The organism is Parabacteroides sp. 20_3, from assembly GCF_964238835.1.
Classification (GTDB): Bacteria; Bacteroidota; Bacteroidia; order Bacteroidales; family Tannerellaceae; genus Parabacteroides; species Parabacteroides distasonis.
On sequence record NZ_CAXSNO010000009.1, the window covers coordinates 85,481 to 111,386 of the forward strand.

24 protein-coding genes are annotated in these 25,906 nt (G+C 45.1%); 13 read left to right on the top strand and 11 right to left on the bottom strand.

The window, feature by feature from the left end; translation table 11 throughout:
• Positions 1-185 precede the first annotated feature (185 nt).
• The 3 genes from dnaK to ACESPU_RS17630 form a co-directional block, all read right to left on the bottom strand.
• Entirely contained in the window at positions 186-2,117 is a 1,932-nt protein-coding gene (dnaK, locus tag ACESPU_RS17620) for a molecular chaperone DnaK (RefSeq protein ID WP_005864708.1), read from the bottom strand.
• A gap of 201 nt (positions 2,118-2,318) precedes the next feature.
• A complete protein-coding gene (locus ACESPU_RS17625) occupies positions 2,319-3,896 on the bottom strand; it encodes an Rne/Rng family ribonuclease (RefSeq protein WP_005864710.1) in 1,578 nt (525 codons plus the stop codon).
• 225 nt (positions 3,897-4,121) lie between these two features.
• Positions 4,122-4,394, bottom strand: a complete 273-nt coding sequence (locus ACESPU_RS17630) for an HU family DNA-binding protein (RefSeq protein ID WP_005854607.1) — start codon at positions 4,392-4,394, stop codon at positions 4,122-4,124.
• 189 nt (positions 4,395-4,583) lie between these two features.
• On the opposite strand from ACESPU_RS17630, the gene mutY reads away from it, so the two are divergent.
• The 5 genes from mutY to ACESPU_RS17655 are packed head-to-tail and all read left to right on the top strand — an operon-like array spanning position 4,584 to position 8,806.
• Positions 4,584-5,663 carry an A/G-specific adenine glycosylase gene (gene mutY / locus ACESPU_RS17635; RefSeq protein ID WP_005864713.1) on the top strand — a complete coding sequence of 360 codons (1,080 nt, stop codon included), beginning with the start codon at positions 4,584-4,586 and terminating at the stop codon, positions 5,661-5,663.
• A 48-nt stretch (positions 5,664-5,711) separates the two neighbouring features.
• Complete coding sequence (locus tag ACESPU_RS17640) at positions 5,712-6,221, top strand: single-stranded DNA-binding protein (protein ID WP_005864715.1); 510 nt, start codon at positions 5,712-5,714, stop codon at positions 6,219-6,221.
• 25 nt (positions 6,222-6,246) lie between these two features.
• Positions 6,247-7,599 carry a gliding motility-associated protein GldE gene (gldE, locus tag ACESPU_RS17645; RefSeq protein ID WP_008773452.1) on the top strand — a complete coding sequence of 451 codons (1,353 nt, stop codon included), beginning with the start codon at positions 6,247-6,249 and terminating at the stop codon, positions 7,597-7,599.
• 6 nt (positions 7,600-7,605) lie between these two features.
• Positions 7,606-8,187 (top strand): gliding motility protein GldD, encoded by a 582-nt coding sequence (locus ACESPU_RS17650; RefSeq protein ID WP_158532286.1) that lies wholly within the window; start codon positions 7,606-7,608, stop codon positions 8,185-8,187.
• Between the two features lies 1 nt (position 8,188).
• Positions 8,189-8,806 (top strand): 4'-phosphopantetheinyl transferase superfamily protein, encoded by a 618-nt coding sequence (locus tag ACESPU_RS17655; RefSeq protein ID WP_005864721.1) that lies wholly within the window; start codon positions 8,189-8,191, stop codon positions 8,804-8,806.
• Between the two features lie 109 nt (positions 8,807-8,915).
• On the opposite strand, the gene ACESPU_RS17660 is transcribed toward ACESPU_RS17655, so the two are convergent.
• From ACESPU_RS17660 to ACESPU_RS17675, 4 genes are read right to left on the bottom strand one after another with little or no spacing between them, the layout of a single operon-like run.
• Positions 8,916-9,659 (bottom strand): shikimate dehydrogenase, encoded by a 744-nt coding sequence (locus ACESPU_RS17660; protein WP_005854619.1) that lies wholly within the window; start codon positions 9,657-9,659, stop codon positions 8,916-8,918.
• 14 nt (positions 9,660-9,673) lie between these two features.
• A complete protein-coding gene (ubiE, locus tag ACESPU_RS17665) occupies positions 9,674-10,417 on the bottom strand; it encodes a bifunctional demethylmenaquinone methyltransferase/2-methoxy-6-polyprenyl-1,4-benzoquinol methylase UbiE (protein WP_005864725.1) in 744 nt (247 codons plus the stop codon).
• 10 nt (positions 10,418-10,427) lie between these two features.
• Positions 10,428-11,378, bottom strand: a complete 951-nt coding sequence (locus tag ACESPU_RS17670) for a phosphoribosylaminoimidazolesuccinocarboxamide synthase (RefSeq protein ID WP_005864727.1) — start codon at positions 11,376-11,378, stop codon at positions 10,428-10,430.
• An 11-nt stretch (positions 11,379-11,389) separates the two neighbouring features.
• Positions 11,390-12,382, bottom strand: a complete 993-nt coding sequence (locus ACESPU_RS17675; RefSeq protein ID WP_347144093.1) for a PhoH family protein — start codon at positions 12,380-12,382, stop codon at positions 11,390-11,392.
• A 226-nt stretch (positions 12,383-12,608) separates the two neighbouring features.
• Here ACESPU_RS17675 and ACESPU_RS17680 point away from each other — a divergent pair, with 226 nt between their 5' ends.
• Positions 12,609-13,268, top strand: coding sequence for a DUF5715 family protein (locus tag ACESPU_RS17680; RefSeq protein ID WP_005864729.1), 660 nt, complete (start codon positions 12,609-12,611; stop codon positions 13,266-13,268).
• Here the strand turns inward: ACESPU_RS17680 and ACESPU_RS17685 are convergent.
• Positions 13,249-13,776: an O-acetyl-ADP-ribose deacetylase gene (locus tag ACESPU_RS17685; protein WP_158532287.1), complete on the bottom strand. Its 528-nt coding sequence runs from the start codon at positions 13,774-13,776 to the stop codon at positions 13,249-13,251. The two genes, ACESPU_RS17680 and ACESPU_RS17685, sit on opposite strands and share 20 nt — an antisense overlap.
• 334 nt (positions 13,777-14,110) lie before the next feature.
• On the opposite strand from ACESPU_RS17685, the gene ACESPU_RS17690 reads away from it, so the two are divergent.
• Genes ACESPU_RS17690 through ACESPU_RS17705 form a run of 4 tightly spaced genes read left to right on the top strand, consistent with a single transcriptional unit; the run spans position 14,111 to position 17,782 of the window.
• Complete coding sequence (locus ACESPU_RS17690) at positions 14,111-14,482, top strand: DUF2141 domain-containing protein (protein ID WP_008773449.1); 372 nt, start codon at positions 14,111-14,113, stop codon at positions 14,480-14,482.
• Positions 14,483-14,486: 4 nt separating this feature from the next.
• Entirely contained in the window at positions 14,487-16,865 is a 2,379-nt protein-coding gene (locus tag ACESPU_RS17695; protein ID WP_373133577.1) for an outer membrane beta-barrel protein, read from the top strand.
• 18 nt (positions 16,866-16,883) lie between these two features.
• Positions 16,884-17,513, top strand: a complete 630-nt coding sequence (locus tag ACESPU_RS17700) for a hypothetical protein (protein ID WP_005864737.1) — start codon at positions 16,884-16,886, stop codon at positions 17,511-17,513.
• The gene (locus ACESPU_RS17705) at positions 17,498-17,782 is read left to right on the top strand and encodes a transcriptional regulator (RefSeq protein WP_005864739.1); all 285 of its coding nucleotides are present in this window, start codon (positions 17,498-17,500) and stop codon (positions 17,780-17,782) included. Before ACESPU_RS17700 ends, ACESPU_RS17705 begins: the two co-directional genes overlap by 16 nt.
• A 162-nt stretch (positions 17,783-17,944) precedes the next feature.
• Here ACESPU_RS17705 and ilvA read toward each other — a convergent pair whose 3' ends face one another.
• Complete coding sequence (gene ilvA / locus ACESPU_RS17710; protein ID WP_008773447.1) at positions 17,945-19,144, bottom strand: threonine ammonia-lyase; 1,200 nt, start codon at positions 19,142-19,144, stop codon at positions 17,945-17,947.
• 97 nt (positions 19,145-19,241) lie between these two features.
• Between ilvA and ACESPU_RS17715 the strand changes: the two genes are divergently transcribed.
• Positions 19,242-19,601: a co-chaperone YbbN gene (locus ACESPU_RS17715; protein WP_158532289.1), complete on the top strand. Its 360-nt coding sequence runs from the start codon at positions 19,242-19,244 to the stop codon at positions 19,599-19,601.
• 70 nt (positions 19,602-19,671) lie between these two features.
• On the opposite strand, the gene ACESPU_RS17720 is transcribed toward ACESPU_RS17715, so the two are convergent.
• Entirely contained in the window at positions 19,672-20,982 is a 1,311-nt protein-coding gene (locus ACESPU_RS17720) for an anaerobic C4-dicarboxylate transporter family protein (RefSeq protein WP_008773446.1), read from the bottom strand.
• Between the two features lie 87 nt (positions 20,983-21,069).
• On the opposite strand from ACESPU_RS17720, the gene galB reads away from it, so the two are divergent.
• Positions 21,070-23,574 (top strand): beta-galactosidase GalB, encoded by a 2,505-nt coding sequence (gene galB, locus ACESPU_RS17725; protein WP_057326928.1) that lies wholly within the window; start codon positions 21,070-21,072, stop codon positions 23,572-23,574.
• A 68-nt stretch (positions 23,575-23,642) separates the two neighbouring features.
• Here the strand turns inward: galB and ACESPU_RS17730 are convergent, their stop codons facing one another.
• Positions 23,643-24,476 carry a PepSY-like domain-containing protein gene (locus ACESPU_RS17730; RefSeq protein ID WP_121961833.1) on the bottom strand — a complete coding sequence of 278 codons (834 nt, stop codon included), beginning with the start codon at positions 24,474-24,476 and terminating at the stop codon, positions 23,643-23,645.
• Between the two features lie 183 nt (positions 24,477-24,659).
• Between ACESPU_RS17730 and ACESPU_RS17735 the strand changes: the two genes are divergently transcribed.
• Positions 24,660-25,904: an efflux RND transporter periplasmic adaptor subunit gene (locus tag ACESPU_RS17735; protein ID WP_005854652.1), complete on the top strand. Its 1,245-nt coding sequence runs from the start codon at positions 24,660-24,662 to the stop codon at positions 25,902-25,904.
• Positions 25,905-25,906 lie beyond the last annotated feature (2 nt).

The following is a 25,906-nucleotide window of genomic DNA, read 5'->3' on the forward strand; positions in this document are numbered from 1 at the left end:
CCTTAATCGTAATTTAAAATGAGTGTTTTTATGCGAGTGCAAACTTATTAATAATTATTGGATATCAATGGCTTTTTTATTGAATATATAGGGCTAAAATAAAAAATGGCTATCAGATCCCGAAGGACCCGATAGCCGTTTTTCTATCTTATGTGGAGTAAAGGAGCGATTAAAACCGCTTCTTTTTATTTTACTTCCTCAAAGTCAACGTCCGTAACGTTACCGTCTTTGCTGTTGTTGCTGCTACCTGCGTTACCGCCAGCTTGTTGACCACCGAAGTTAGGATCTGCTTGCGGGCCGCCTTGAGCGCCGCCACCTTGAGCGTTGTACATTTCTTGGCTAGCTGCTTGGAATACGCTGTTCAATTCTGCCATAGCAGCATCGATACCTGCGATATCCTGAGCCTTATGAGCTTCTTTCAATTTGTTCAAGGCACCTTCGATCGGAGCTTTCTTGTCTGCCGGAAGCTTGTCGCCAAGATCTTTCAATTGTTTCTCGGTCTGGAAGATCATGCTATCCGCTTGATTCAATTTATCGATACGCTCTTTCTCTTTCTTATCGGCCTCTGCGTTTGCGGCAGCCTCTTCTTTCATACGCTTAACCTCATCATCGCTCAAACCGCTGGAAGCCTCGATACGGATACTTTGTACTTTACCGGTTCCTTTATCCTTGGCGGATACGTTCAAGATACCATTGGCGTCGATATCGAATGTAACCTCGATCTGAGGGACACCACGTTGTGCGGCAGGTATTCCATCTAGGTGGAAACGGCCGATAGACTTGTTGTCTTTAGCCAAAGAACGCTCTCCTTGCAAGATGTGGATCTCAACAGAAGGCTGGTTGTCTACAGCAGTCGTAAATGTCTCGGACTTCTTGGTCGGGATGGTCGTGTTAGACTCGATCAATTTAGTCATTACACCACCCATTGTCTCAATACCTAAAGACAGCGGAGTAACATCCAACAACAATACGTCCTTAACCTCACCTGTCAATACACCACCTTGGATCGCTGCACCTACGGCTACTACTTCATCCGGGTTAACGCCCTTAGACGGAGCTTTACCGAAGAATTTCTCAACGATAGCCTGTACGGCCGGGATACGAGTAGAACCACCTACCAAGATCACTTCGTCGATATCAGAAGTTGATAAACCTGCGTCTTTCAAGGATTGACGGCACGGTTCGATACATGCTTGGATCAGACCGTCAGCCAATTGTTCGAATTTAGCACGAGTCAAAGTCTTAACCAAGTGCTTTGGAATACCGTTTACCGGCATGATATACGGCAAGTTGATCTCCGTGCTAGTCGTACTTGACAACTCGATCTTCGCTTTCTCGGCAGCTTCTTTTAAACGTTGTAAAGCCATCGGGTCTTTACGTAAGTCTACGCCTTCCTCTCGTTCGAATTCTTCAGCCAACCAGTCGATGATTACGTGGTCGAAGTCATCACCACCTAGGTGAGTATCACCGTTTGTTGATTTTACCTCGAATACGCCGTCACCTAACTCAAGGATGGAGATATCGAATGTACCACCACCTAAGTCGAATACGGCGATCTTCATGTCTTTGTTCGTCTTATCCAAACCATAAGCTAAAGAAGCGGCAGTCGGTTCGTTTACGATACGGCGTACGGTTAAACCTGCGATCTCACCAGCCTCTTTCGTAGCCTGACGTTGAGCGTCACTAAAGTAAGCAGGTACTGTGATAACGGCTTCCGTTACTTCCTGTCCCAAATAATCCTCAGCTGTCTTTTTCATTTTCTGCAGGATCATCGCTGAGATTTCCTGCGGAGTATACAAACGTCCTTCGATATCTACACGAGGAGTGTTGTTATCACCACGCACTACTTTATAAGGAACGCGATTGATTTCCTTTTGTACTTGGTCATAAGTTTCACCCATGAAACGTTTGATAGAGAATATAGTCTTTTCAGGATTGGTGATAGCCTGACGTTTTGCGGGATCACCTACCTTACGCTCGCCGCCTTCTACGAAAGCTACGATTGAAGGTGTTGTTCTTTTACCTTCGCTGTTCGCGATAACAACCGGTTCGTTACCTTCCAATACGGCAACACAAGAGTTGGTTGTTCCTAAGTCGATTCCAATAATCTTTCCCATGATTGTAAATATTTTAATTGTTATTATTCATCGTCCGTCATCCTCCTTGTTTAAAGGATTCACATAGTATTCAACAAATGCCGTGCCAAAGAAGTTTGGGTTTGAAAATAAATAATACGTGTCATGAATCGTGACATTTTGACGGTTTGGCAGAATACAGAAAGCCCCGGAACCGCTTTAATAGGCCCGGGGCTTCTCTTGTTATTTGTTGATTATTTCCTTTTCTTCTTTCATGTCAAGCTCATTCTTGTCGGCATCAAAGAATTTGTATTCAAGAAAGGCGAGACTTTGATTGGGAATAACTTTTAAACCATGTGTGTACTTCATTTTCCACTTCATGCTCAAGGGGAACAACCCCTTGTTCACATACGCTGCGACATACGGATGTACATGCAGGGTGAATTTCTTCACGTGATGTTTGTTTACTAAGCAATCTATTTTTTCTTCCAGGCTGTCGGTAAACAGGATGGAAGGCTTAACCGTTCCTGTTCCGAAACAGGATGGGCAGTCTTCTGACGTATCCACGTCCATTGCCGGACGTACCCGCTGACGGGTAATCTGCATCAAGCCAAACTTACTAAGAGGAAGGATGTTGTGTTTAGCCCGGTCATTTGCCATTGCCTTTGTCATGTGTTCAAATAGCTTTTGCCGGTTGGCAGCCTCTGCCATATCGATAAAGTCTATAACGATGATACCTCCCATGTCTCGTAAGCGGAGCTGACGGGCGATCTCATCGGCGGCGGCTATATTTACGTCGATAGCTGTCTTCTCTTGAGCATCGCTGCCTTTGGAACGGTTCCCGCTGTTCACGTCGATAACGTGCATAGCTTCCGTGTGCTCGATAATCAAGTAAGCTCCACTCTTGTAAGTGACAGTTCGTCCGAATAGCGACTTGATTTGCTTGGTGACCGCAAAGTTGTCAAAGATAGGAAGCTCTCCCGTATATAACTGTACGATTTCTTCCCGTCCCGGTGCGATCAAGCTTACATAGTCGCGGACATTATTGTAGACCTCCTTGTCATTTACATAAATATTTTGGAAAGAGGGGTTGAATATATCCCGAAGTAAAGCTACGGTACGTGCCGTTTCTTCATAAACGATAGCCGGAGCTTTGAGTTTAGGCACCTTCACGATATTATCTTCCCATCGTTTCACCAATGTCTTTAGTTCATGATCAAGCTCTGCGACACGTTTGCCCTCCGAGGATGTCCGTACGATAACACTGAAATTCTTCGGTTTGATACTTTGGATTAACTGGCGCAAACGAGCCCGTTCCTCGCTTGATTTAATTTTGGTGGAGACAGATACTTTATCGGCGAACGGTATCAGCACGATATATCTTCCGGCAAAAGAAAGCTCGGAAGTCAATCGGGGACCTTTCGTTGAGATAGGCTCTTTAGCAATTTGAACCAACACCTCTTGTCCTACTTTCAGCACGTCGCTAATACTCCCGTTCTTTTCGATCTCCGGTAGAATCTGAGTTTTCGACAGTACCGGCGCCTTTTTGGGATCGCTCAGCAATTGCTTTAAATATTTCTGTTGGGTGTTGAAGTTAGGACCTAAGTCCAAATAGTGAAGAAACGCATCCTTTTTGTAACCGACATCAATGAACGCAGCGTTTAAGCCCGGCATCAGTTTCTTAACCTTACCTAGATAGATATCACCAACGGCGAACGAGACGTTGCGGGCCTCCTTTTGGAGCTCCACAAGGCTCTTGTCCTCCAAGACGGCGATAGATACCTCTTTGGGCTGTACATCAACTACTAATTCACTAATCACTTAAGATGTGTTTTTTAAGATCAGACCTTATAAAATACGCAAAGAACAAACTTAAAAGGTCACTTATTAAGTTTGTTCTTTAGAGTTCGTTAGATAGACTTATTTCTTCTTATGTCTATTCTTCTTCAGTCTCTTTTTGCGCTTGTGCGTAGACATTTTATGTCTTTTTCTTTTCTTTCCGCTAGGCATCGCTTTAAAATTTTAAATTAAACGTATAATAATTAATTACTTAACTTCACCAATAAAAGTCTTAGCCGGCTTGAATGACGGAATGTTGTGTTCCGGGATGATGATCGTAGTATTTTTTGAAATATTACGAGCTGTCTTTTGAGCTCTCTTCTTAATAACGAAACTTCCGAAACCTCTCAAGTAAACGTTTTCGCCTTGGGCTAAAGAACTTTTTACGATATCCATGAAGGACTCAACGCTTGCTAGCACTGTCTGTTTGTCGATACCAGTGCTTTTTGAAATCTCGCTAACAATATCTGCTTTAGTCATGTCTATAAATTAATTAATTGATTTTGACCTATTAATTTTTTGGAATGCAAATATATAGCTTTTTATTTAAGTGGAAAAAGAATTGAGCTTCAATTTTTAAATAAAAAGATTCTTCTCGATTCGTAATATATATGTATGTTTGCGGTAATCAAATAGTTATGATGTTGAAAAGAGAGAAAGGGAGCAGTTATGTTACAGTATGAAAGTGAGTTAGAAATCAGCCGGATATTGGTTGAGTGGTATGAAACCTATAAAAGAGAGCTTCCTTGGAGGGAAACGAGAGACCCTTATATCATCTGGATATCGGAGATTATATTGCAACAAACCCGGGTTGTACAGGGATTGGAGTATTTTTTGCGTTTCACCGAACGTTTCCCGGATGTGGCATCTCTAGCGGCGGCGGAAGAGGATGAGGTGCTGAAATATTGGCAGGGCTTGGGGTATTATAGCCGGGCTCGTAACTTACATGCGGCGGCTAAATCTATCATGGAGCGGTTTAACGGGGTTTTCCCGGAGAATTATAAAGAGGTATTATCCTTGAAAGGTATCGGGGAGTATACGGCGGCGGCGATCGTCTCCTTTGCTTGGAACCAACCGTGTCCGGTCGTGGATGGAAATGTGTACCGGGTACTTTCCCGTTTGTTTGCCGTAGATACGCCGATCGACACCACGAAGGGTAAAAAGCAATTTGCGGAACTGGCCGGAATGATCTTGGACCCTAAGAACGCAGGGACGCATAATCAGGCGATCATGGAATTGGGTGCTTTGCAATGTGTTCCTCAAAACCCGGACTGCGGGGTGTGCCCGCTAAAAGATAAATGCATGGCGTTCGCTTCCGGCAATGTGCAAGCTTATCCGGTGAAACAAAATAAGACGAAGACAAGGGATCGTTATTTCCACTATCTATACATTATATATAAAGGACAAACTTGGATGAACAGACGGGCGGGGAAGGATATCTGGACCGGCTTGTATGAATTTCCTTTGATCGAGACGGATCATGCGATGGATTTTTCCGGTTTGTGTGAGACGCAAGCCTTCCGTAACCTATTGGGAGATGCTGGAAAATTGAGTATCACCCAAGGGTTATCGAATGTAAAGCATACGCTCTCCCATCAAATTTTATACGCTTCTTTCTATCAAATAGAGATAGAGCTGGTTCCGGAATCCTTGGGGAATTATCTCTCTTTGCCTTGCCGGGATATTGAGAAGTATGCCGTTCCCCGGCTGATACATATTTATTTAGAGAAATTAAACGGAAACTTGTGAGAATGATTGAATTTGTGTTTCTTTGTATGGTTATTAAGAATTTGAATTATGTCATTGAATAAGGTTATATTGATCGGCAACGTAGGCAAAGATCCTGACGTTCGCTATTTTGACAGTGGTGCCGCTGTCGCTAATTTCCCGCTGGCAACCTCGGAACGTGGGTATACGTTGGCAAATGGAACGGTGGTTCCGGAACGTACGGAGTGGCATAATATCGTAGTTCGTCGGGATTTGGTTCCTTTCGTGGAAAAATGGGTACGTAAAGGTTCCGGTGTATATGTGGAAGGCAAGATTCGTACTCGTAATTATGATGACCAAAGCGGCGTGAAACGATATGTTACGGAGATCCATGCGGATCGTATCGAGTTTTACAGTACGGGTTCCCGTCCGGCCGATGGTGGAAATACGACTGCACAAGGCGGTAGTATGCAGCCCAATGTGGGGCAAGGACAATCGGCTCAACCGACTACGGCGCCAAATACCGCTTATCAACAGCCAGCCGCCTCGCAGCCTAGCGCATTCTCAGAATCCAGTGACGCGGATGATCTCCCGTTCTGATATTGTTTAACTAATACTGTTTCCCTTGGACTCGGACTATTATTTATCGGGCTTATTTGAAAACGTAACGGTGCAGGCGCTGACAGCGGGTCCTGTGATCGCATTAAGCCTCGCTTTTTTACTGCTGTTTGTTTCCGGCTTCGTGTCGGCCTCTGAAGTGGCATTCTTTTCTCTAACCCCGGGCGACCTAAATGAGATCGGGGAAGAGAATCGCCCGGCAGATCCTGTTATCAAACGTCTCCTTGAACGTTCGGAGTATCTATTGGCATCTATATTGATCGCTAATAATTTCGTAAATGTGGCGGTCGTTATGTTGTGTACCTATGCGATTAACGCTTGGATTAATTTCTCGGCCGCTCCTCTTCTAGGCTTTGTGCTTGAGACGATTCTACTGACTTTCTTGCTTTTACTTTTTGGGGAGATCATGCCTAAGATTTACGCACAGAAGAATTCTTTGCGTTTTGTTCGTTTTTCAGCCTCCGTATTAAGTGGTTTGGAACGCTTCTGCCGCCCATTCTCGAAAATCTTGGTTAATTCCACATCGGTCATCAATAAAGCGTTAGCGAAAAAGAAATATGATATCTCTGTAGATGAGCTTTCTAAAGCGTTAGAGCTAACCTCTACCGAGATCCCGGAGGAGAAGGAGATGCTGGCGGAGATTATCAAGTTTTATAATAAGACCGCTGATGAGATCATGACTCCTCGTCTGGATATGGAAGATATCGAGATCAAGATCAGTTTCCGTGAGGTGGTTGATTTTATTATCAAATCCGGCTATTCGCGTATTCCGGTATATTCCGAGACTGAGGATAATATAAAAGGTATCTTATATATCAAGGACTTATTGCCCTATATTGACAAGCCCGATACATTCCGTTGGCAGAGCTTGATCCGACCGGCCTATTTCGTGCCGGAAACCAAGAAGATCGATGATTTGCTGGAAGAGTTCCGTACCAATAAAATTCATATGGCGATCGTAGTCGATGAGTTTGGCGGTACCTCCGGTATCGTGACGATGGAAGATATCCTAGAGGAAATTGTCGGAGAGATCTCCGATGAGTATGATGAGGATGAGCAACAATTCATCCGTTTAGCAGACGGTAGCTTGATCTTTGAGGCAAAGATATTATTGACGGATTTCTTCCGGGTTATCGATGCCGATCCCTCAGATTTTGGTAAATTGACGGAAGAAGTGGAAACTTTGGCCGGTCTTTTGTTGGAGATAAAAGGGGATTTTCCACGCCGTAGGGAGATTATAGATTTTAAGGAATATCGTTTTCAAGTGCTGGAAGTGGATAACAGGAGGATATTAAAGGTTAAATTTAACCGTATCCCTGAAGGTACAGGGAATGATGAGAATGGGAAAGATACGAAGTAAATGTTTATGAAATGGATAGCTGCTGTCATAGGAGGTTCTCTGTTTTTAGGGATATGCTGTATTTCGTGTGTGGAATATACGCCGAAGCCACGGGGCTATGTTCGTATCGAACCTTCGAAGGCACAATATAAACCGCTTGATCTCAGTTACCTGCCTTTTAATTTTGATGTCTCTCAGACTGCGGTCATAGAGGTGCCGGATCAAAAGAAGGGTGTTACGGGCTTGAATATCTCGTATCCGGAGTTAGAGGCTAAGCTTTATTGCAGCTATTTGCCAATTACTCCCGCGTCCTTGGTGACGGTGGAGATGGAAAGCCGCTCTTTCGTCGCCCGCCAAATAAAGTCGGAGAATCGGATATCGGAGAAAGCGTATTCCAACCCTGCCGCAAACGTTTATGGCTCGCTGTTTCTTCTGGATGGAGAATCGGCTTCTCCCATACAATTCCTGTTGACAGATAGTGTATCGAATTTCTTCCGGGGAGCCTTGTATTTTGACTGTAAACCCAATGCGGATTCATTAGCTCCCGCTATCCAATATATCCGGGAAGATATCATAGAACTTATACAAACTTTTAGTTGGAAAGAATAATATGGCCTTGCTATATAAACAACTCTCGCCGCTGCATGGTGTCTGGAAAATGGAAGAAAGTTCTGATGAGCTTTTGGGGATGCTTGAGCATAAAGCGGACTATTCTTCTTTTTTGGAGCGGGTATCGGCAGAGAAGCGGAGGCAGGAACGTTTCGCCAGCCGGGTGCTTTTAAAAGAGCTTTTAGGAGAGGAGGTAAGGGTTGACTATCATTCTACGGGTGCCCCGTTCCTCGCGTGCGTACCTTTATATATAAGTATATCTCATACGAAAGATTATGTGGCGGTAATCTTGGATAAGCGTCCGACAGGGATCGATATCGAGTATCGTTCGGACCGGATCTTGAAAATACGAAGTCGCTTTATGAATCCGGAGGAAGAGGCGGGTATCGATCTGGAGCATGAGGTCGAGCATCTATTAATCCATTGGTGCGCCAAAGAAACCTTGTTCAAGATAATCGGGCAGGAAGGAGTGGACTTTCAAAAGCATCTTCACGTGAATCCTTTTCCTTATTTATCGAGTGGGACGTTTAAGGGACGAGAAACCCGGACCGAGGCATGTCGGGAATATGAGTTGGCATATCAAGTTACACCGGACTATGTATTGACTTGGTTGAAGTAAGTTAACTTCATACGCTTGTGAAGTTAACTTCATTGACTAACGAAGCTAACTTCATTGGCTCACGAAGCTAGCTTCATCAAATCATGTGGTTGGAAAGATATCGTTCGATCTATTTCTGCCAGATCTCCCAAGCGGCGAAAGCCTGTAATAGAAGCATTTCCAGACCATTTTTCACGACGGCGCCTTTTTCTTTTCCTTTCTTCATGAAAAGGGTCTCATCCGGATTGTAAAGTAAATCATACAATAGATGATTCGGCGTAAGTAAATCGTACGGGATATCCGGACATGAGTCTATATTCGGGAACATACCTAAGGGAGTCGTGTTTACGATCACCGTATATTGCTCCATGGTTTTCGGAGTAATCTCATCGTACGTGATACAAAATTCTTTCGGTTTGCGAGAAACCAGCGTGGCACCAACGCCTAGCTGTTTCAGTCCGTGGAAGACTGCCTTCGACGCCCCTCCCGTACCAAGGATCAACGCTTTCCGGTGCGTTTCTTTCAATAAAGGATCAATCGATTGCTTGAATCCGATAATATCCGAGTTATATCCTTTCAGTTTAAGTTTGCCGAAAAGACCTTTTGTGAACTTGATGACATTTACCGCTCCGATCTGACGGGCATCGTCATCCAAATCGTCTAAATATGGGATTACTTGTTCCTTATAAGGAATGGTCACGTTTAAACCGTTAAGTTCAGGGTTTTCTTTGATTACGTTCTTAATCTCCTTGATAGAGGGAATCTCGAAATTCAAGTACTCAGCGTCGATCTTCTCCGCCTCAAACTTCTGGTTGAAATACGTTTTAGAAAACGAATGTCCGAGGGGATATCCCAGTAAGCCATATTTCTGCATAACCTTTTTATTGTTTATTCTTTAGATCCTGTATATAATGAACAGATCCCGAAGGTAAAGGTCCGTACACGGGCCTGCTTGAAGCCTTGGCGGGTGAGTAAATCCGTCATGACCTTTCCCTGAGGAACTACCTTGATGGAAGCCGGCAAATAATTATACGCGACTTTTTCTTTAGAGAGTAGACGTCCGATAAAGGGGATGACGGTCTTTGAATAGATCTGGTAGAGTTGTCTCATGGGAAAATGTTCCGGTGTGGAAAGTTCCAAGATCATGATATGCCCACCGGGTTTCAGCACCCGGTACATCTCTGAGATACCTTGCTCTATGTTCTCAAAATTACGAACCCCGAAAGCGGCGGTTACGGCATCGAACGAGTTTTCCTCGTAGGTCAAGGCCGTACAGTCCTGTTGCTCGAAGGATATATGCTCCGAATAACCGGCGGCAGCTACTTTTTTCCGTCCCACTTCCATCATGCCTAACGAGATGTCGGCACCGACGATATGGTCGGGTCGCAGCTTTTTGTACATGGAGATAGCCAAGTCTCCGGTACCGGTAGCGATATCCAGTATCGTTTTAGGAGAGAAAGGACGCAGGAAAGCGATCCCTTTCCTGCGCCATATCTTGTCGATACCAAATGAGAGAGTATGGTTGAGTTGATCATACGTTTCGGCTATCGAGTCGAACATACGTTTGACTTGCGTGCCCTTTTGTTCCTCTTTGTTATAAGGAAGTATTGTCTCTGAACCATACTGTGTCATGTGCGGTATCTTATTTATTCTGTAAATATTCAGTAACGTTTTTCTCGATGCGGTTCAGCAAGTTATCAGTCTCGCCTTTTACGAAAGTCTCCCCTGTGATATGCTCGAACAATTCGATATATCGGTTGCTGATTCCTTCTACGATCTCCGGTGTCATTTCAGGAACTTTCTGTCCGGATTTACCTTGGAAGCCATTTTCCATCAACCATTCGCGGACGAACTCCTTGGAAAGTTGCTTCTGCGGTTCCCCTTTGGCGAAACGATCCTCGTATCCTTCTGAGTAGAAATAACGGGAGGAATCCGGAGTATGGATCTCGTCGATCAAATAGATCTTGCCGTCACGATGACCGAACTCATATTTCGTGTCAACCAAGATCAAGCCACGTTCCTTAGCGATCTCGGTACCGCGTTTAAACAAGGCCATCGTATATTTCTCAAGAACCTCGTAGTCCTCTTTAGAGACCAAACCTTTAGCGAGAATCTCCTCTTTAGAGATATCTTGATCATGCTCTCCGATCTCAGCCTTTGTGGTCGGGGTGATGATGGGTTCGGGGAAACGTTGGTTCTCACGCATACCCTCCGGTAGTTTCACGCCGCAGATCTCACGTACACCGCTCTTATAAGCACGCCATGCGCTTCCGCACAGATAACCGCGTACGATCATCTCAACCGGGAAACCTTGGCATTGAACGCCAACCGTTACCATCGGGTCCGGAGTAGCCATTTTCCAGTTCGGACAAATATCAGTCGTAGCGTCAAGGAACTTGGCGGCGATCTGGTTTAACATTTGTCCCTTGTAAGGAATACCTTCCGGCAAGATAACATCGAAAGCGGAAATACGGTCTGTAGCGACCATTACCAATACCTCGTCATTGATGTTGTACACGTCGCGTACTTTCCCATGGTATACGCTCTTTTGTCGCGGGAAATTGAAGTCTGTTTTAACTAATGCCTTCTTCATGACTCTTACTTTTAGTTGTTGTCTATATTCGTTTTCTTCTCTTTTGCCTCTTTGAGCTCTTTCTTCCGTTTATCATCGAACTTATCATAAGCCTCTACGATTCGTTGGACAAGTTTATGCCGGACAATATCTTTCTTGGTGAACTCGATCTTACCGATCCCGTTTACGCCCTTCAATATTTGCATGGCCTGTATCAATCCGGACGTGGTAGAAGGCGGAAGGTCTATCTGCGTGACATCTCCGGTGACGATCATCTTGGCGTTCATACCCAAGCGGGTCAAGAACATCTTGATTTGATGCGTCGTCGTGTTTTGCGCCTCGTCCAATATAATGACGGCGTCGTTCAAGGTACGACCGCGCATAAACGCTAGCGGGGCGATCTGTATCACGTTATTCTCCATATATTCCTTCAGCTTGGCTGCCGGTATCATATCCTGCAAGGCATCGTAAAGCGGTTGCAGATAGGGATCTAGCTTATCTTTCATCTCACCCGGCAAGAAACCCAGTTTTTCTCCGGCTTCCACGGCGGGACGGCTTAAGATGATCTTCCGTACTTCCTTATTCTTTAATGCTTTTACGGCTAAGGCGATAGCGACGAATGTTTTACCCGAACCGGCGGGTCCTGTGGCGAAAACCAGATCGTTGTTCTCGAAAGCCTTTACCAATAACTGTTGATTCTCGGTACGTGCGGTAATCGGCTTGCCATTCATGCCGTGGATGATCAGGTTCTCCTGCTTCACGACCGTGGGACCTTTCCCTTTTATAATATCCAGAATCACGTCTTCGGAGAGCGAGTTAAACTCCTCACAGTATTTTTCCACCTCACGGATTTTCTTGAGAAAAAGCTCGGACTCATCCTCATCTCCAATCACTTTCATCACATTTCCACGGGCAACGATACGCAATTTCGGAAACAATGTCTTGATCAATTGCATATTAGAGTTATTCACACCGTAGAAAATTACCGGGTCTACGCTTTCAAGAATATAAATTCTTTCAATCATCCGCTATTCCTTTTATTAAATTACGCTTCAAAAAGATGTGCTATTTTTTATTATTCGAATCAAGTTACAAAATTAGTAATATTCTTTATCCATTGATGCAAAGGGAGAAGTTTTATTTCACGGGAACACATCTTTCAGCCGTCCGTCTACCATTTAGAGAAAAACTAATTGGAGTTAAGGGGTAATTTCGGATTTTTCCGTATGTTTGTCAGGCAAAACGAAGGTAATGAAGATGAAGACTGTGTTTAATGTGATGTTGTTGCTGGCCGTGATCGTGTCGGCGACGGCTTTTTCTTCTTGTAAGGAGAAAAGAGGTGAATTGAAGAAGATTTGGTACAATGGAAGCTATAATCGTGATTTTAATGATTTGAATGACGTTCATTTGTCCGTTGCGAAGAAGATCGGCATAGAGCCTGTCTCTTCGAGGGAAGGAGCGGAGCACGCCTCCCGGGATATGGTGGAGATCAAGACGAATGACTATTACGAGGTAGAGGAGTTGACGCACTCTATTCCGTATTTGGTGCCGGAAGCCGCTAATCTGCTGGAGGATATCGGGAAAAACTTCCAAGACTCATTGAAAAACTTGAATGCTTCCATTTATAAAATAAAGGTAACCAGTGTAACCCGTACGGTTGCCGATGTCAAGAAATTGAGAAAAAGGAATACGAACTCTTCTCTCAACTCTGCCCACCAATACGGAACGACGTTCGATGTATCATGGGTACGCTATACTAAGATAGATGAGAAAGATACCTTAAATATTGATAAGGACCGCTTGAAAATGGTGCTTGCCTCCGTGCTTCGTGATTTGCGCAGGGCGGATCGTTGCTATATCAAGCACGAACGCAAGCAAGGGTGTTTCCACATTACGGCTCGTGAGTTGTAATTTGTTCCAGCGCTTTCGTATAAACCGATTTGTCGTATCCGGAGAAACAGCACATCGTGACTTGCTGGATTTCCGGATTCTCTTTTAGGAAGGTATCGATCGTGCGGATCGCTATCTGTGCCGCCTCCTCGATAGGATAGCCATATACGCCGGTGCTTATTGATGGGAAAGCGATTGTTCTCAGTCTGTTCTCTTTCGCCAATCGCAAGGAGTTTCGATAACAATTTTCCAGTAGCTCCGGCTCTCCGTGTTGTCCGTTTCGGTAGATGGGACCGACGGTGTGTATGACATGACAGGCTTTCAATCGATAACCTTTCGTTATCTTCGCCTCTCCGGTCGGGCATCCTTGTAAAGTCCGGCATTCGTCAAGGAGTTCCGGACCGGCGGCCCAATGGATGGCACCGTCTACGCCGCCACCTCCCAATAAGCTATTGTTTGCGGCATTTACGATGGCGTCTACATCCAATGTCGTAATATCTGCTTGTATAGCAATTATTCGTTCGTTCATATCTTTAGTTATTTGTATGTTGGTCCTGTTCATATATATTCTAAATGTGTGCAATATAGCGAAAAAGTTGCTTTGTTTCAAACTTAAAATAGTTGTTTTGAAAGCATGTACGTGTTTTCTAGGAGGGTTAGTGGGGGATTTTGGCTGTATTTTGCAGAGTCAAATTTTTATTGGAATATTTTATAATATTATTTGGTTTATAAAATAAACTTGTCTATATTTGCGATGTGCAAAGAGTGATGCGCAGCTCCTTTGCATTTTTTTATCTATGGAAGGTTTATAAAATAAACTTGTTTGTAGTAACAGTGATAATAATAAAGAGGAGGATACTAAAATGAGACGAGTTTTATTCATATTATCTTTATTCATGTTGGTATGTGGTTGCATAGAGGCACGTACTATTATTGTAGAGATTGGAAATATACGTGGTAACCATGGGAATATCCTAGTTATGGCTCAGTCAGGAAAAGATACCAAGCCTGTTTATGGCATGGCGAAGTCTGAGAAAGGAAAGGTTACGATCCGGCTGGAAAACGTGGATTGGGAAAAGTTTGATCTGTCCGTATTCCATGACGAGAACGAGAATTGGCAAATGGATATGCTGGAAGGAAAAGGGCCTGCGGAAGGATATGTGTTGAAAAGTTGCGAGGTGAAGGATGAGGAAGCGACTTTCAAATTAAAACTGTATTATCCGGTAAATCAATAGAGCCATGGTACGGTTTTTACTACTATGGCTCTGGATTTTGGCGATAGGCGGGAGTAGTGCCCAAAAGATCTCGGGACAAACGGTTTATAAAGCCCATGTTTCCGATGCGGAGGGAAATGCCGTGGAATATGCGACCGCTGTGCTTTTATCGGGAGAAAAACAGGTAGAGGGTACCGTGGCCAATAGTGATGGCGATTTTAGCATGGAGGCGGAGGCTGGGAAGTATAGGCTTGTTGTTCAATGCCTCGGATACGAGCCTTTACGGAAAGAGCTGATCTTGCCGATAAAACGGCGGGATTCCTTGATTCTAGATCTATCGAACCATGTTCTGAGGGAAGTCGTTGTTCAAGCGAAGAATATCGAGCGGAAGGCGGACCGCTTTATCATGTCGGTCATGCCATCTGCCGGAAAGGATGGTACGGAATTATTGTCACAGGCACCGGGTGTCTGGCTCTCGGATGAAACTATCTCGATAAACGGGGCGCAAGGAACGAAGGTGTTTGTGGATGATCGTGAGATTCGTTTAACGGGAGAGGAACTACTGGCTTATTTGCGGTCTTTGAAATCGGAGGATATAAAAAGGATTGAGGTAATACCGATCGCGGGAGTTGAGTATGAGGCCTCAACTAAGGGTGGAGTGATCAAGATCTCATTGCGGCGACGTCCGGATAACGGTATGCAAGGATATGTATCTTTAGGTACGTCATTGTCTCCATCTTTACAAGGGTATATTCCATCGGCGTCCGTAAATGCACGTGTCGGGAAATGGAGCTTGAATGGAGCGGTATCGGGTACTTTTACTCCCCGGGATAAAGGAGAGATGAACTCCAACAGGGAATACGGAACGGTGGGGAATAAGTTTGTGTCTCAATCTTTGTATGATACGGATTCCAAATATGGGAATGGACGTGTCGGGGCTATTTTCGAGATCGATTCGCTGAATAGTGTCGGAGCTGAGATCGAATATATCAATCAAGCTTCGGATGGAACATCTTGGAGTCAAACGGATTTAGTAAAGAACTCTTATCCTATGAAGAGTACGGGGAATTATCGACAGAAGGATGATTATAACACGTTTTCCGCTACGGTCAATTACTTACGCGAAATGGATGATCGGGGCTCGGTATTTAAGGTCATAGCCGATTACGTAAGTAAGCGATCGACCGGGGATAATTTCCATACGATCTGTTATGAACAGTCTAGTTGGAGCTATGACACGGTTTACCGGAGTCATGCGGCGGCGGATTATGATATGGCGACAACCGATATTTCTTTCCAAAAGAACTTGCGTAAAAAGATGTCTTTGAAAATCGGGGCTAAATATACCTATATGTTGATGGATGATCATTCCTTGTACGAGGGGTTAACCTCTAGTGGTAGCTGGATTCCAAATGAGGAATATGGATATACCTTGAGATATAATGAAAATATAGTAGGAGCTTACGCCTCTTTCTTTGCGGAGATCAAGAACTGGTCGTTTGCTGCGGGGGTACGTGCGGAATATTCCAAGACGTCGGATAGAAGTGAGGATTTTAGTCGGGATTATCTGGATCTTTTTCCGAACTTGGGCGTGACCTATGCGTTCGATCCCATCAAGAGGTGGATGCTGGTCGGGCAATATGCTCGTAATATCGAACGTCCTCCGTTCTATACCTTGAATCCGAATCGTATACAGAGTTCGGACTATAGCTACCAGATCGGGAATCCCTATCTGCGTCCTACTTATATCAATCGTTTCAGTGTAACGTTGGTTTATAATTATCGTTATACGGTGACTGTAGGAGGAAACTTGCACCACGACTTGATCCGGGAGTTCTGTAAACAAGATGTGGCGAATCCCGATGTATCCTATATCACGTATGAAAATCACGATCGGGAAAACCATTGGTTTGTAGCGGTCAGCTTGCCGTATCAACCCTTTACTTGGTGTAACTTGACAGGGAATTTCATAGGTGTACGGCAGGATATCCGGATGACGGAATTGTCTTCTTTCTCGTCTCATTATTTAGGGTTTGCCAATGCGATCGCGACCTTTACGTTGCCGGCAGGTTTTACGGTGGAGGCCCGGTATAGTGGAACGAGCCGGCTATATTCCGGTAATAGCGAGGTCGCCCCCCGGCATACGGTTGGAGTAATGGCGAGGAAGAAACTCCTGAATGATAAGCTATTGTTGGCAGTTTCAGTCGATAATATCTTTAACCAAGCCAATGAGTACGCCAGTACGTTGGATGTTTATCGAACATCATCCCGTTATGAAAACGGACTTACTGGAAGGGTCTTTAAGGTTGCGTTGACATGGAATTTCAATAGCGGAAAGAAAGTAAGGAAGAGTAAGATTGAGATAGGTTCCGGTTCCGAACGGAGTCGCCTGAATGAAAAATAACATAAAATAAATACAATTATGGAAGATAGAAAATTATCAGAAAAAGAAAGTCTGGATATTATCACTCAGATGATTAACTCCAGTAAGCGAAACATGAAAGTAGGGAGTGGCAATGTGTTACTTTATTGGGGATATTTTACCGTCCTCTTATCGGTCGTGATATCCTCCTTGATATTGTGTACTCAAAATTATATTTGGTCTTGGGGATGGATGCTCATGTTTGCTGTCGGACCAGTTATTTCATATAAGCAAAGAGGTTGTGAGCCGGCCGTGGTGACTTATACGGACAAGACGATCTCCAAGGTATGGCAAGTGTTTGGCTGTATGTTTGGACTGACGTTCGTCTTGATCGCGGTATTTTGTGCGCTTTATGGGCAATCCGTCAATTTTATATTGATGCTTCCTTTATCGTTATTATATTGTGGATTAGGGGTATCTATAAATGGTATTATCTTGCGGGAGAAATGGATGATTTACTCTCCGGTGGTTGCTTTCGTTTTAGTTATCCACATGCTGATGAGTTTGATAAATCATGATCCTGTCACGGTTTTATGGTATTTGTATTTTGGCCTTTCATTTGTGGTAATGATGATTATTCCCGGGCATATTCTTAATAATAAAGCTAAAAAACAATGTTTAAAGAATTAGATCCTTTATTGCATTCCCAACTCCGGCTAGCGGTGATGTCCATTTTACTATCGGTGGAGGAGGCGGAGTTTGTCTATATCAAGGAGAAGACGAGCGCTACCGCAGGAAATCTCAGCGTCCAATTGGACAAACTTAATGAAGCTGGTTATATCGAGATCGAGAAGGGGTTTGCCGGGAAGAAGCCCCGAACGGTTTGCCGGATCACAGACAAAGGACGCTTGGCGATGGAGGAGTATGTGAATACATTAAGACAATATATTAATATTTAGCTTGTGCCATTCTTAGGGCACGCTTGTGCCACCGTGATGGCACAGCTATGCCATAAGGATGGCACAAGTGTGCCACTAGGATGGCACGGCTGTGCCACGCCTATGGAAAGTAGTGGCACAGTAATGGTTTGCCAATCAATTGTATGCTTAGGGGCGAATTGTTTATCCTTCCACTATCTTATATCCCGAAACGGTGAGTAATTGCCGGATCTCATTAATCTGCTGTTGATTCCTTGTTTCCATCTCCAACCGCAGATAACAGCCATTGATATCAGCCGTATGGCTGACACGCTCGTGATATACGGATACTACGTTAGCGCCGGTAGAGGCAATGATTTCAGATACGTGCTGTAGTTGTCCGGGTTTGTCTACCAATTCGATCGTCATGGAACAAGAGCGGCCGGATTTCTGCAAACCACGTCCGATTACCCGGGAAAGGATATTCACGTCGATATTTCCGCCGGAAATCAAACAGATTACTTTTTTCCCTTTGATGGGTACTTTATTAAACATGGCGGCGGCCACGGCTACGGCACCCGCCCCTTCGGCGATTAATTTATGTTGCTCGATCAACGCGAGGATAGCGGTGGAAATCTCATCGTCTGTCACGGATACGATCTCGTCCACATATTGCTGGCAAAGATCGAAAGTATGTATTCCCGGTTCTTTTACGGCGATACCGTCGGCTATGGTACGTACACCTTCGAGGCGTTCGATTTTCCCATGCTCGATAGAGTTTAACATGCTGGGCGCTCCTTTGGCTTGCACTCCGTAAACTCTGATATTCGGGTTCAAGTTCTTGATGGCATAGGCGACTCCGGAGATCAGCCCACCCCCTCCGATCGGAATGATTACGGCCTCTACTTCCGGGAGTTGTTCCAATAACTCCAAACCGATGGTCCCTTGTCCGGCGATCACATCCTCATCATCAAACGGATGGATAAATGTGTATCCTTTCTCATCCTTCAATTGTAAAGCCTTGTTATAGGCGTCATCGTAAACACCTTCGACAAGGCATACATCTGCCCCATAAGATTTAGTAGCCTCGACTTTAGAGATAGGAGCGTTATCGGGCAAGCAGATTAAGGACTTGATACCATGAGCGGTAGCCGCTAATGCCACACCTTGGGCATGGTTTCCCGCCGAGCAAGCCACTACGCCATGCGATTTCTCTTCTTCCGTAAGCTGGGCGATCTTGAAACAAGCGCCGCGCACTTTAAACGATCCGGTTACTTGTAAGTTCTCTGGTTTTAGAAAAATATGGGATTCCGGATTGATATTGGGAGCGCTGATTAAATCAGTGCGTCTGATGACTGTCTTCAAGGCATATGATGCCTGATAAATTTTATCAAGTGTGAGCATTCTGTCTGTTGTTAAAACGATGCCGCGAAAGTATAAAAAATACCGCAACCTATTCATACTTATCTTTGTTATATTATAAATCAAAATATAGAGAAGTATGGTAGTGATCGATTTAACGAAAGATGGTTTTATCGCCAATGTCGGTGATTTTGAGGCGAATCCCAAAGATTGGAAATATATAGGAAGTCGTCCTTGCTTCATAGATTTTCACGCTCCTTGGTGCGGTTATTGCAAACGCTTAAGCCCTATATTGGATGAGTTTGCCAAAGAATTTGATGGGAAGATTTATATTTATAAGGTGGATGTAGATCAAGAGGAGGCACTCGAGACAGCCTTTAATATCCGAACGATTCCCACTTTGATGTTTTGCCCGCTAGACGGCCCCCGTGAGATGATGATCGGCACGATGGGAAAACTGGAGTTAAAGCAGTTGATTCAGGAAAAATTGTTGAAGTAATATAATATGATATATGGTGTGGGGTGTAGAGACGTAGCGTGTATGCTGCGTCTCTATTTTTGCTTTCTTATTATATGAATTGAATGAATAGTAACCCCAATCCTACAGAAACCCCGGTCGCTATCAATCCCGGCATCATGAAAGAATGGTTCAAGATGTATTTACCGATGCGGGTCGTGCCTGTACGATCGAAGTTGATGGCGGCTACGACTGTCGGGTAGTTTGGGATGAAGAAATAACCGTTTACGGCGGGGAATAAAGCGATCAACATATAGGGTGAGATTCCCAATGCGATCCCTAGCGGCAATAACGCACGAATGGTAGCCGCTTGGCTAAATAATAAAATGGACATTACGAAAAGGGCCAATCCGAATAACCAAGGCATCTGTGTAACTATATGCTCGATAGATCCCTTTAATTCAGTCATATTGCCGGCGATAAATGTATCTCCCATCCAAGCGATACCGAAGATCGCTACCACCGCTTGCATGCCTGCGGAAAAAACGGAACCCTGTGCGGCCTTGATACCATCTGTTTTTGTAAATAATAAGATGAAAGCGGAGGCTGTCAACATTAATACCTCAATAATATGTGACATCTGCATCGAGACCTTTTCCGTGCCGACGGTAAAGACCGGACGTAGGGACTCCATAGAACCAAAAATAACGATCGCTATCGTAGCGAGAACAAATATAGAGACCGATAAGGCCGCTTTCATTTGGTTTTCAACGCCTTTCGCCTCGTAATGCTTCGTGCTGAACTCATGGTTCGCTACCCGCTTTAAGTATTCCGGATCTTGATCCAATTCTTTACCAACCCTTAAAGAATAGATCGCTCCCGCCAATACCCCCAATAAAGTACAAGGAACTGATATCATAAGGATATTCATCAAGGAAATATGATATCCGGATAACATACTAAGCATGGCTACCGTAGCCGCCGATATCGGACTGGCCGTAATAGCCTGCTGGGAAGCGATCACGGCGATCGCCATCGGACGTTCGGGACGGATCTTCGTTTCCGTAGCGACCTCGGCGATTACCGGAAGGACCGAATAAGCCACATGCCCCGTTCCGGCTATGAAGGTAAACAAATAGGTGACGAACGGGCTTAATATCGTGATTCGTTGAGGATTCTTGCGAAGCAATTTCTCCGCCCACTTAACCATCAGATCAAGTCCGCCAGCGGCTTGCATACAACTAGCTGCCGCTATTACGGCAACGATCATAAGCATGACATCGATAGGAGGGGAAGTGGGCTGGAGCCCGAATCCAAAGGTGAGTATACCGAGTCCGAGACCTCCTAACACGCCTAATCCGATACCACCGATACGGGCACCTATAATAATGGCTATTAAAACGAAAGCTAATTGTAACAACATGCTGTGCAATTCTTTTGATTTAGTTTGTATTGGAGACAAAAATACTTATTTTTGTTCCGCTATGAATAACAAAAACACAAAAAACGAATGAAAAGAACAAGTTTCGCTATTTTGATCGGTTTGTTTTGCCTTTTCCCTGCGCTTTTCTCGCAAGTACGCAGTGAGTTCCTGTTGGAAAAGAATTGGAAGTTCACCCGGGAAGACCGCCCGGAGTTTATCAATCCTACTTTCAATGATAGTAAGTGGCAATCCGTGACCGTTCCGCATGATTGGGCGATTTACGGCCCTTTCAGCTCTCAGAATGATAAGCAAGAGGTCGCTATCGCCCAAGACGGACAAACGGAGGCCATGGAACATGCCGGCCGAACCGGAGGTTTGCCTTTCGTGGGAGTCGGCTGGTACCGGACCGAGTTTGAGGTTCCTCAATTTACGGATGGGAAGCGTGCCACGATCCTGTTCGACGGTGCGATGAGCCATGCCAAGGTCTACGTGAACGGGCAAGAGGTTGGATATTGGCCGTATGGCTATAATTCTTTCTATTTCGATATCACGAAACAGCTCATCCCGGGGAAAAAGAACACCTTGGCGGTTCGCCTTGAGAACTTGCCGGAATCCTCCCGTTGGTATCCGGGAGCGGGATTATATAGGAATGTACATGTAATCGTGACGGAAAACGCCTATATCCCGGTCTGGGGAACTTATATTACGACCCCGACCGCCACGAAGGAATTTGCGAAAGTCAATGTACAGACGAAAATCGTACTGCCGGAAGGGGCCGATGCCAGCAAGTATAGCGTGAAAACCAGTGTATGGAATCCGAACGGGCAGAAGTTGACGGAGCAGACTACGCCTCTCTCACAGATTAAGTACAATGATAATAGCCTCTCCCAAGAGTTTATCATCCAGACCCCGACTTTATGGTCGCCGGATATGCCTGCCTTGTATTCTGCGGAGACTCGTTTATATGAGGGCGATCAACTGAAAGATCTCTATACGACCTCGTTCGGTATCCGTTCGATCGAGATCATTCCGAATAAAGGCTTTTTCTTGAATGGTGAGAAGACGGTATTCAAAGGCGTTTGTAATCACCATGACTTAGGCCCGTTAGGGGCTGCCGTCAATGATGCCGCTATCCGTCGTCAGATCCGGATCTTGAAGGACATGGGATGCAACGCTATCCGTACTTCCCATAATATGCCGGCTCCCGAGTTGGTAAAGGCTTGCGATGAGATGGGTATGATGTTGATGGCAGAGAGCTTCGACGAGTGGAACAAGGCGAAATGTGCGAACGGCTATAATTTGATTTTCGACGAATGGGTGGAGAAAGACCTCGTGAATTTGGTACATCATTACCGGAATAACCCGAGCGTCGTGATGTGGTGCGTCGGTAACGAGGTGCCTAACCAATGGGATGAGAGCGGTTGTAAGATCTCCAAGTTTTTACAGGATATCTGCCATCGGGAAGACCCGACTCGTCCGGTGACGCAAGGTATGGATGCCCCGGATGCCGTCGTGAATAATAATATGGCGGCGGTAATGGATGTGGCGGGATTTAATTATCGTCCGTTCCGGTATCAGGTGAATTACCAGAAATTACCCCAAGGGATAATCTTGGGAAGCGAGACTGCCTCCACGGTTAGCTCACGAGGGGTGTATAAATTCCCGGTGGAGCGTAAGGCGATGGCTGTCTATGAGGATCACCAAAGTTCCTCGTACGACGTGGAGCATTGCAACTGGTCTAATCTGCCGGAAGACGATTTTATCCAGCATGAGGACCTTCCGTATTGTATCGGGGAATTCGTATGGACAGGATTTGATTATCTGGGCGAGCCTACTCCTTATTATACGAATTGGCCAAGCCATAGCTCCTTGTTCGGTATTATCGATTTGGCGGGTATCCCCAAGGATCGTTACTATCTATACCGTAGTCATTGGAACAAAAGCGCCAAGACATTGCATATCCTGCCGCATTGGACATGGCCGGGACGTGAGGGCGAGGTGACACCCGTATTCGTTTATACCAATTATCCTTCCGCCGAATTGTTTATCAACGGAAAGAGCCAAGGGAAACGTACGAAAGATCTAAGCATCGGTATCGATAGTAGTTATACCGAAGCGGCTCAAAAGAGTTTCGAGCGCCAGAAACGATATCGTTTGATGTGGATGGATACCAAATACGAGCCGGGAACTTTGAAGGTGGTCGCTTATGACAAGGAGGGTAACGCTGTGGCCGAGGAGGAGGTTCATACCGCAGGGAAGCCGCATCATATTGAGTTATCCGCCGATCGTAACCAATTGACGGCTGACGGAAAAGACCTTTCTTTCATCAATGTTAGAGTCGTAGACAAGAACGGGAACCTTTGTCCGGATGATACCCGACAGATCCAGTTTAAGGTTCGTGGTGCCGGAGCCTACCGTGCGGCGGCAAATGGAAATAGCGCCAGTCTGGAACTCTTCCATCTTCCGGAAATGAAACTGTTTAGCGGGCAACTTACCGCTATCGTGCAGACGGCCGAAGAACCGGGAACGATCTATTTCGAGGCTTCCGCGCCGGGAGTAAAAGGGGCGACCTTGGAATTGATCAGTAAATAAGCTTGATTATCATATAACGCAAACCGTGCGATTCAAGTCCGGAGACGGCTGTGAATCGCGCGGCTTTTTTATACGATATTCCCGAATACATCAAAGGTAATCGTCTCGTCCTGCCCGTTATGTGAAACCTTGAATAGGTAGAAGGTGCCATTGGCATTCAATAACGTATATATTGACTGTACCTTGTCGCTAGCGTAAGCGGAGGATTCGAAGCCTTGCATCACGATCTGCGGAACCTCTTGCTCGGACATGGCCCATGTGGTACTTTGCCACCTGTAATCCTTATTCAATTGCGCCACTTTATAAATCTGGTTATCGATCATATCCAGCTCGTAACCTAGGCTGTTCTGTTGGATATCCAGCAACTCGGCGTTGGCGAAAGTGATCTCCATCAGGTTGCTGACCTCTTTCGGGATAACGATCGGTGCGTCATTATTGATCTCATCGTCCACGGCTTTGATCAGGTTTCCATACTGTGAATAATACAGGTCTACTTCGCTATTGGACTGCTCCGCCTCGATTTTGTAAACGATTCCCATATTCAGGCGATTGATGGCATACGTATCATCCACGGTCCAATTTGAGTAAAAGCCTTGTTTAAAGGCGGTGGATACCGCTGCCGGTAATTGGGCGAAAGAGATGTCTATCTTCTCCATCATCCATACGCCTTGATCCGTGAACCAAGCGGTTGTCTCGGAACCTTCATTATTGAAATCTACCACATAATAGTTACCTTCGATCTCAAAAACAGGGTTCTTGGCATCGGGATATTTCTCTTGAAAAGCGTTCTCTACCGGTGGAAGAGGGATAATACCTTGATGATCATCATCATTTTTGCTACAGCCAGAGAAAAAGAGAGTCAGACCGGCTATACTTGTGAATAGGATAAGTCTTGTGTTCATACATTTTGCGTTTATAAGTTTTGGGCATAGAACAACAGGCCTATCGGAAAAGTTTTGAGCGAAACCGAACACAGTGTCCGAAATCGAACAGTACTAAAAATGGATATTCTCATAGAATCAGTTACTTACGTTTTTGGCACGGGGTTTGCTCTTTGGAGGGTGGAAAATAAAAACAAACGAAATATGGACAGAGAGATATCAAAAGAGGTTCGGCAGAAGGAGCAGCGTAAACAGTTTATAAAGCTGGGGGCGGGGATTGGTATTGCCGTTGTCTTAATAGGCGGGGTGATCGGTTTCATGCAAACCAGCCTGCAACGGAAGGACTTGGTTTTTTCAACGGTAGATAAAGGAGTGATCGAGGTTTCCGTTAGTGCGTCAGGCAAGGTGGTTCCTGCTTTCGAGGAAATCATCAACTCACCGATCAACTCCCGTATCGTAGAGATTTATAAAAAGGGAGGCGATTCCGTGGATGTAGGTACTCCGATCTTGAAACTGGACTTGCTCAGCGCCGAGACGGATTATAAGAAACAATTGGACGAGGAGCAAATGAAACGCCTCCAATTGGATCAACTCCGTATCCAAAACCGCAATAAGCTTTCCGAGATGGAGATGCAATTGAAAGTCTCTCGCATGGAACTGAACCGAAAGGAAGTGGAGTTGCGCAACGAGCGTTATCTGGATAGCCTAGGCGCCGGAACGACCGATAAGGTCCGTCAAGTGGAACTGGACTATAACGTTAGCGTCTTGAAACTGAAAGAGGATGAGCAAAAATATGAGAACGAGAAATCCTTGACGGATGCCGATTATAAAGTGAAAGAACTCGACCTGAACATCTTCCGAAAGAGCCTAGCCGAGACGAAGCGTACCTTGGAAGACGCCCAGATACGCTCTCCCCGCAAGGCGATCCTGACCTACGTGAACAACGAGGTAGGTGCCCAAGTCTCTCAAGGCAGTCGTGTCGCTATCGTCTCCGACTTGTCCCATTTCAAGATAGAGGGGGAGATCGCCGATACCTATGGTGACCGGATCGCCGCCGGTAGCAAAGCCGTTGTAAAGATCGGCAACGATAAACTGGATGGGGTGGTTAGCGATGTTACCCCCTTATCGAAGAACGGTGTAATCTCTTTCACGGTACAGTTGGAGGAGGATAATCATCGCCGCTTGCGCTCCGGTTTGAAGACCGATGTATACGTGATGAATGCCATCAAGGACGATGTGCTGCGTATTTCCAACGCCTCGTTCTACGTCGGGAAAGGAGAGTATGAGTTGTTTGTTGTCAACGGAGACCAATTGATCAAGCGGAAGGTACAGCTGGGAGACAGCAACTTTGAGTATGTCGAAGTAGTCAATGGCTTGGAACCGGGCGACGAGGTAGTCGTTTCCGATATGACAAGCTTCAAGGAAAAGAATAAACTGAAATTGAAATAAAG

Excerpts from the sequence above, each read along its gene's own strand:
- ACESPU_RS17680 (WP_005864729.1), top strand. The coding sequence starts at position 12,609 with ATGAAGATGAAGACTGTGTTTAATGTGATGTTGTTGCTGGCCGTGATC.
- ACESPU_RS17675 (WP_347144093.1), bottom strand. The coding sequence starts at position 12,382 with ATGATTGAAAGAATTTATATTCTTGAAAGCGTAGACCCGGTAATTTTC.
- ACESPU_RS17670 (WP_005864727.1), bottom strand. The coding sequence starts at position 11,378 with ATGAAGAAGGCATTAGTTAAAACAGACTTCAATTTCCCGCGACAAAAG.
- ACESPU_RS17720 (WP_008773446.1), bottom strand. The coding sequence starts at position 20,982 with ATGTTGTTACAATTAGCTTTCGTTTTAATAGCCATTATTATAGGTGCC.
- ACESPU_RS17685 (WP_158532287.1), bottom strand. The coding sequence starts at position 13,776 with ATGAACGAACGAATAATTGCTATACAAGCAGATATTACGACATTGGAT.
- ACESPU_RS17730 (WP_121961833.1), bottom strand. The coding sequence starts at position 24,476 with ATGAACACAAGACTTATCCTATTCACAAGTATAGCCGGTCTGACTCTC.
- ACESPU_RS17660 (WP_005854619.1), bottom strand. The coding sequence starts at position 9,659 with ATGCAGAAATATGGCTTACTGGGATATCCCCTCGGACATTCGTTTTCT.
- ubiE (WP_005864725.1), bottom strand. The coding sequence starts at position 10,417 with ATGACACAGTATGGTTCAGAGACAATACTTCCTTATAACAAAGAGGAA.
- ACESPU_RS17640 (WP_005864715.1), top strand. The coding sequence starts at position 5,712 with ATGTCATTGAATAAGGTTATATTGATCGGCAACGTAGGCAAAGATCCT.
- ACESPU_RS17655 (WP_005864721.1), top strand. The coding sequence starts at position 8,189 with ATGGCCTTGCTATATAAACAACTCTCGCCGCTGCATGGTGTCTGGAAA.
- galB (WP_057326928.1), top strand. The coding sequence starts at position 21,070 with ATGAAAAGAACAAGTTTCGCTATTTTGATCGGTTTGTTTTGCCTTTTC.
- ACESPU_RS17700 (WP_005864737.1), top strand. The coding sequence starts at position 16,884 with ATGGAAGATAGAAAATTATCAGAAAAAGAAAGTCTGGATATTATCACT.
- ACESPU_RS17650 (WP_158532286.1), top strand. The coding sequence starts at position 7,606 with ATGAAATGGATAGCTGCTGTCATAGGAGGTTCTCTGTTTTTAGGGATA.
- ACESPU_RS17735 (WP_005854652.1), top strand. The coding sequence starts at position 24,660 with ATGGACAGAGAGATATCAAAAGAGGTTCGGCAGAAGGAGCAGCGTAAA.
- ACESPU_RS17630 (WP_005854607.1), bottom strand. The coding sequence starts at position 4,394 with ATGACTAAAGCAGATATTGTTAGCGAGATTTCAAAAAGCACTGGTATC.
- ACESPU_RS17695 (WP_373133577.1), top strand. The coding sequence starts at position 14,487 with ATGGTACGGTTTTTACTACTATGGCTCTGGATTTTGGCGATAGGCGGG.
- ACESPU_RS17705 (WP_005864739.1), top strand. The coding sequence starts at position 17,498 with ATGTTTAAAGAATTAGATCCTTTATTGCATTCCCAACTCCGGCTAGCG.
- mutY (WP_005864713.1), top strand. The coding sequence starts at position 4,584 with ATGTTACAGTATGAAAGTGAGTTAGAAATCAGCCGGATATTGGTTGAG.
- ilvA (WP_008773447.1), bottom strand. The coding sequence starts at position 19,144 with ATGCTCACACTTGATAAAATTTATCAGGCATCATATGCCTTGAAGACA.
- dnaK (WP_005864708.1), bottom strand. The coding sequence starts at position 2,117 with ATGGGAAAGATTATTGGAATCGACTTAGGAACAACCAACTCTTGTGTT.
- ACESPU_RS17715 (WP_158532289.1), top strand. The coding sequence starts at position 19,242 with ATGGTAGTGATCGATTTAACGAAAGATGGTTTTATCGCCAATGTCGGT.
- ACESPU_RS17690 (WP_008773449.1), top strand. The coding sequence starts at position 14,111 with ATGAGACGAGTTTTATTCATATTATCTTTATTCATGTTGGTATGTGGT.